At 57.4% G+C, this 5,282-nt stretch carries 6 protein-coding genes; 5 read left to right on the top strand and 1 reads right to left on the bottom strand.

Features of this window, described 5'->3' with window-relative positions:
• The first annotated feature begins 372 nt into the window (after window positions 1-372).
• The 5 genes from VMA74_RS15215 to VMA74_RS15195 all read left to right on the top strand — a co-directional run bounded on the left by VMA74_RS15215 (window position 373) and on the right by VMA74_RS15195 (window position 4,624).
• Entirely contained in the window at window positions 373-585 is a 213-nt protein-coding gene (locus VMA74_RS15215; RefSeq protein ID WP_325368435.1) for a hypothetical protein, read from the top strand.
• Between the two features lie 101 nt (window positions 586-686).
• Complete coding sequence (locus tag VMA74_RS15210; RefSeq protein ID WP_325368433.1) at window positions 687-1,133, top strand: HIT family protein; 447 nt, start codon at window positions 687-689, stop codon at window positions 1,131-1,133.
• A 393-nt stretch (window positions 1,134-1,526) separates the two neighbouring features.
• Window positions 1,527-2,240 carry a hypothetical protein gene (locus tag VMA74_RS15205; RefSeq protein ID WP_325368431.1) on the top strand — a complete coding sequence of 238 codons (714 nt, stop codon included), beginning with the start codon at window positions 1,527-1,529 and terminating at the stop codon, window positions 2,238-2,240.
• 219 nt (window positions 2,241-2,459) lie between these two features.
• Window positions 2,460-3,446, top strand: a complete 987-nt coding sequence (locus VMA74_RS15200) for a hypothetical protein (protein WP_325368429.1) — start codon at window positions 2,460-2,462, stop codon at window positions 3,444-3,446.
• Between the two features lie 191 nt (window positions 3,447-3,637).
• Entirely contained in the window at window positions 3,638-4,624 is a 987-nt protein-coding gene (locus VMA74_RS15195) for a phytanoyl-CoA dioxygenase family protein (RefSeq protein ID WP_325368427.1), read from the top strand.
• 222 nt (window positions 4,625-4,846) lie between these two features.
• Here the strand turns inward: VMA74_RS15195 and VMA74_RS15190 are convergent.
• A partial coding sequence (locus VMA74_RS15190) for a cellulase family glycosylhydrolase (RefSeq protein WP_325368425.1) occupies window positions 4,847-5,282 on the bottom strand: 436 nt, incomplete at its 5' end.

The raw sequence follows: 5,282 nt of genomic DNA, 5'->3' as shown, positions 1-5,282 counted from the left end.
GCAAAGGCGCACTTCCTGGGGACGCCCTCGCGACTTTATAGTGCTGGTCACCTGCATCACGATCATCGGGGTGGCTGCGGCAGCCCGCTGGCGAGCCTTGGACTTGGCGTTTGCTTTAACTTGGCTGGGCTTCTGCGTAGTTGGATCGGTCTCGATTCTATGGCGTTCATGGAAGCATCGCACCGAGCCAGCAAGTCCAGCTCGCGGCCAACTTGCAGCATTGCCTCGCAGTTGGCGTAAATGGGTGTTGGGCGAGAGCGACGACAATTCTAGGCAATGAGCGAGCCCAGACTGCCTAACGAATACAAGCGGACGTGCTATTCGCGCGCCGCTTGACACAGGTATTATGCGTATCAAGCCGGGGCTCAAAGCATGCGAATCAAACGTAACAAAACTCCAAAGCTTCATCGCTACCTCGCGCTTTCAGGCATGCACGCCGCTGGCGCCGCTGCTTTCTCGTGGCGCGCATTTGCATCACTCGGGTCAGGCAACATTGTTGTCCCCATTGCCTACGGCATCGCCGCTGCTGGTTTTGCTTCGTTTGCTGTTGCTTTCATGCTCTCGATTAGAGCGCGGCATGCTTGATATCCTTTGCGCATAGCACTTCATTCAAGCGGGCCGCGTGCCAGGGCTGCTTCGTTCAAAGCGAACGTCTCCAGCATCGCTTAACTCAGGCGTTAGCTCCTATGAAAAATGCTCCACTCGGATACGAATGTCCATTCTGCGGTATTGCTGAGGCGCTTCCATCGCCTGCTCCAGAATCAGCCGTTGTCCTGGTGGATGCCAACGTATTCGCTTTCGTTCCGCTTCACCATTACGCTGGAATAAAAGGCAACTGCTTGGTGGTGCCTCGGCGCCACTATGAGAACGTGTTGGACATACCGGACAACCTTGGCAGTGACTTCTTTCGTGCCACGCGTCGCCTGGCTAACGCTATGCGGAGTGCTTTCCAGTGTGAGGGAATCTCCACTCGCCAACACAACGGGCCAGCCGGCGATCAAGATGTGTGGCACTTTCATCTTCATGTATTTCCTCGCTACTCAAACGATGGACTGCATGCGGGACAGAAAGTGCTCTACACTACCGAGGAACGCGTCGAGGTGGCGACCAGTCTCCGGGCTGCTTTGCGGTAGCGTGCAGTTTGCTTGCGGGTGGGGTGCCTGGATACACCATGCCAGCGCATGAAAAGTGAACTGGAACCTGGGGTTTCCCGACGTTTTTTGCCGCACAATCAAAAGTTTGTAGCGATCCTTAGTGACATGCCAGTGTGCGCATGGCGCATTCTTCCAGGGGCCAATGAACGGCGCTTTTATTGGGGCGGATGCGATTCTGGTTGTGTATGTGCAAGTAAAGAAAACCGCGGGAGACGTCGGTGCGTGCTGCACCAAGCAGTTCCTGGGTGACATCGGCCTGCCAAAATGAATAGCGAAGATTAACGTTTGCCAGTAGCGCGACGCTTCCCTCCCTTCGTTCGAGGCATGACAGAGGCGTCCACGGGGAAAACTCAACATGCACAAGGAAGCTTCATGTCCGATGGGCTGAAAATCGTCGGCAAATCCCTAAAAGCAGCCATAACGGCGTGCTGCATGGTCTTGCCATGGATATGGATGAGTGTGCCGTCGCTGGCCCAGGCGCAAGCCGTGCCAAGCGACCCTTATACCTCTCAGGTGCAGCATGGCTTGTTGCTGCGTACCGGAAACAACCTGAACTTGTTCGTCCGACAGGGCGCCCATAGCCTGGCGGCTGTCTCCATCGATTGCGGCGACAACAGGGGAAAACTGCTCTTCACGGCGCAAAGCGGCAAGCGGGCATATCCGTTGCCTGCCATGTCGATCGATCCGGCAAATACCTATCACCCGCCATCCGATCTATCCGCAGCGGCCGTTGCTTCCCTCAGGGCGAGCGTACCGGTCATCCAGAAGGCTTGCACGAAGATCAACCCGCCAGATTGGCGCGTGATAACGAGCACATCCAGCTACATGGCGCTGCTCGACGTGGCGAATCTGATCCCTAATGACCCCCAGGTATCGGCATGGGTGGCCTACGACTATCCGCAGATCGCGCAAGATCTGCCTTATCAGGCGCCATACGGACAGAAGCGCGAATGGGTGCACAGAATTGGAACCGTTTTTGCCCGCAGCGATAATGCTGGGATTGGCATCCCAGCCTACGTGCTGTCGCTCCCTATGGAAAAGCTGGGATGGCATCTCGTCCTGCGCGCTGATTTACTTGCGTCTTGATGAATCCCCTCTCTTGGCGCACGATCCACATCGTCTTGCGATCGAGTGCCACGGAAAGCCTCTTCGACAAATGGGTGCCGAAATCCTCAAGGCACTTGCTATGCCGGTTGAGTCTCCTCGTTATGCATACAATGAGGAAGATCCAATCCAAGTTGTAGACTGACCACCCTACGTGCTGTGTTGCTGCTTCCAATCGCTTGCTGACTTGGAGTACCACTCATGCCTACCCACGCCGTCCTGATTACCTGGAGAAACATGGAGCCCAAGGTGTTGCCGGGTTTCATCAGTCGAGCTCAAACCAAGTATGGTGGCAACTTTCACCGGATTTACTTCGATGGATCGGCTACCCAGGACCTTCAGCATTGGGTCGGCGGCATTCCTGCCGAGGATCGAATAAAGATATTTATCTCCGGGCACGGCAACGTCGGCGTCCACTACATCACGGACGACACGCAGACGGTGAAAAAGACCGTCGACGATCTGATCGACCTTGTCTCCGACGGTCTGCATGGACGCGCGACCAGCAAGGCGACGAGCCGCATGTGCCAGGTCAACATGATTTCCTGCTTGTTCGGCCGTACGCCGGATGGCCGCGCCAACTCGTCACCGGCGGCCAGGCTGCACGATGGGCTGACGGACTGGGATGTATTTGTCGATCTTGTGGCGCGCACCGAGTCGATTGTCGGTTCCCCGGACGGCCGTATGACAAGCTCTCAGCTCAGCCATCGGGTGTACGAGCCCGTCTATGGCAGGCTACCGAAGTTCTTCCTGCCCAAGGTGCCTTATACCAAGGTTCTCTTCACGTTCGAGGGGGACGCAAAGGTGATGCGCATCGCGACCTACGATCGCGACGATACCTATATCGAGGCCTCGACCCTGGACGGGCGCAGGACCATGTGGGCCGATTACAGCGTCGACCAGATCGTCCAGACGATCAATCTCAAAGGTACCGGCCTGTTCGGAACCGGCGCCAAAGACGTTACCGATGAGAGGGAAAAAGTATTCAAGAACATCATCACCTGGTATGACGCCGTGCGTAACCCGGTGGGACTCAAGGGAAAATTGGAGGCGCTTGTGGATGGCCAGGGCGAGAGCGAGACCGACAATTTTCTGCTGCATCGCAATCCGATAACCGCCAAGACGTCCAGCTCGATACCCAAGAAGGCCACGTTAATCCAGAGCCTTTTGGCTGCGTATCCTGTGTGATGGGCGGAAATGAGCCTTGTCGCCTTGGTGCGCCCCATAGAGCGCGTTGAAAATGCTTTTTCAAGCCCGGCTGCAAGCGGGGCTTGTTTTCAGATGCGCCTGATCGTCAGTAAGGGCAATAACGAGATAATGGATTCGCTTCCGACCTCAAGGCGGACGGGACGGTTATCTTCCTGCAGCGAGAAGCACGGATGGTCGAGATGGAGACAAGTCTTGGAATCGAGCAGTTGCATACGTACTGGGCTTGCCAATGCGAGCCAGGATCTGCTGCTCCGCTCCCGCAGGATGTCGTGAAGACATTGCTGGCTGGCTTACAACTCAATGTGCTTGAAACCCTGCGCTATTTGCATCATCAACGGCCGAGTTATGCGCAATTCGAGGCGTGGGTATGGGAACGACATGGCGGCGAACTGAAGGAAGCCGCGCTGAACCGCCTGCGGCGGGCACTTGCAGGCGAAGCCGTCGGCGCCGAAGTCGGCGATCTCGACCGTGTCGAAGGCCTGAGTGCGGACGACCTTGCGCACTGGGACGAGCATGGCTACGTCATCCTGCGCAACGCGATCAGCCCCGAAGCTGCGGAAAGCACGGAGACGGCCATTTACGACTTTCTGGGAATGGACCGCGACGATCCGGAATCGTGGTACCGCCAATCGCTGGGCCATTCCATCTGGGTGCCGCTACTGCGACATCCGACGCTGGTAGCCAATCGTCGCGCGCCGCGAATTCATAAGGCCCATGCGCAACTGTGGGGGCGTGAAGATCTCTGGGTAACCGTCGACCAGGTCGGTTTCAATCCGCCGGAGCGCGACAACTGGCGATTTCCTGGGCCGCATTTGCACTGGGACGCGACGCTCGCTGAGCCGCACTGCTTTGAATTGCAGGGCATCCTGTACCTCGCCGACGTAGCTGAAGACCAAGGGGCATTCAGCTGCGTGCCAGGCTTCCACCGCACGCTCAAGCAGTGGCTAAAAAGTGTTCCCGAAGGCGTGACGGTGCATGCGCATGCGGCGCGCACCTTGACGATGACGCCGATCGCCGCAAAGCGCGGCGACATGATCATATGGCATCACCTGCTGCCACATGGCAGTAGTCCGAACCGCGCGCAACGGCCGCGCGTCGTGCAATACATGTCGTTGCGGCCCACGCGTTTTGCCTACACTGAGGAATGGAAGTCTTGATTCGAGCTGGGATTGCCTTCTGGGGGTGATTCGCTCCGCTTGGCGGACTATCTCTCAAGAGTGGCTGGCGTGACCCTCACCCGCGGGAAAGGCTTATACGATAGGTCGTTTTAAGGCCACGTGACGATGATGCGGATAGCTCAATAATCTTCTGCGGCGATTCAAGACAATGCTCTTGATCGTCGTTTGGTCGCGCAGCCTTTAGTTACCTCCATCCAGACACTAGCCGCCTGGCGGTGGAAGCGCCGCACCACCCGTCAACGCACGGGCGTCATCGGTACGCGTCAGTACGCCAGTGGACCGATTGAAGATTCCGAAGGCATTGTTGCCTGTGCCGTTATCGGCATCATCCCAGTACACCGGACGGATGCCGAGACCGTTGGCCTGCCCGACGATATACTTGTCGAAATACGTCCGCGACGCGAGATGTAAATTGAGGTTGGCGCCCGTCAGGCCCGCTGTGCCGGTGCGGCGAATGGCGCCGAATTCACCCAGGAGCACAGGGATCCCCTTGCTGGTGAACTGGGAGCTCATCTTCTGCAGTTCCGACGTCACGTAGGACTCCTCCGTGGAGGATGTCGCGTTGCGGGTCGTCAAGCTCGAAGAATGGTAGTTCTGGCCCCAGAAGTACCACATCGATCCCCATGAGGCGTCGGCC

Source organism: Dyella sp., from assembly GCF_035508675.1.
Taxonomy (GTDB): domain Bacteria; phylum Pseudomonadota; class Gammaproteobacteria; order Xanthomonadales; family Rhodanobacteraceae; genus Dyella_B.
This window is presented reverse-complemented; position numbering and strand designations above follow the sequence as displayed.